Source organism: Aeromonas sp. LsrichE-8G (assembly GCF_022869435.1).
Classification (GTDB): Bacteria; Pseudomonadota; Gammaproteobacteria; order Enterobacterales; family Aeromonadaceae; genus Aeromonas; species Aeromonas caviae.
Map to the genome: position 1 here is coordinate 1 of NZ_JALIHH010000312.1, position 293 is coordinate 293.

Annotated in this window: 1 protein-coding gene; it reads left to right on the forward strand. The window is 55.6% G+C overall.

Annotated features, from left to right (window positions below; translation table 11 throughout):
* The coding region (locus MUW49_RS21865; protein WP_210539139.1) for an IS1634 family transposase at nt 1–293 on the forward strand (293 nt) is incomplete at both ends.

The following is a 293-nucleotide window of genomic DNA, read 5'->3' on the forward strand; positions in this document are numbered from 1 at the left end:
GATATTACCAGCTTCCACGTCGATGGCGCCTATGACTGTGCCGATGGGGATCTGGTCGGTAAGCTGCAACTGGTGCGTGGTTATAGTCGTGATCACCGGCCAGAGCTGAATCAAGTGATCCTTGAGCTCATCTGTGAAAATCAGGCTGGCCTACCTGTCTATATGCAGGCCCTGAGCGGCAATAGTAATGACACCAAAGCCTTTGCCCAGACCGTTCGTCGCCATTTGAGCAGTCTCAAGGCCGCGCAGGAGTGCCGTTATCTGGTCGGCGATGCCGCACTGTACTGCGCCGA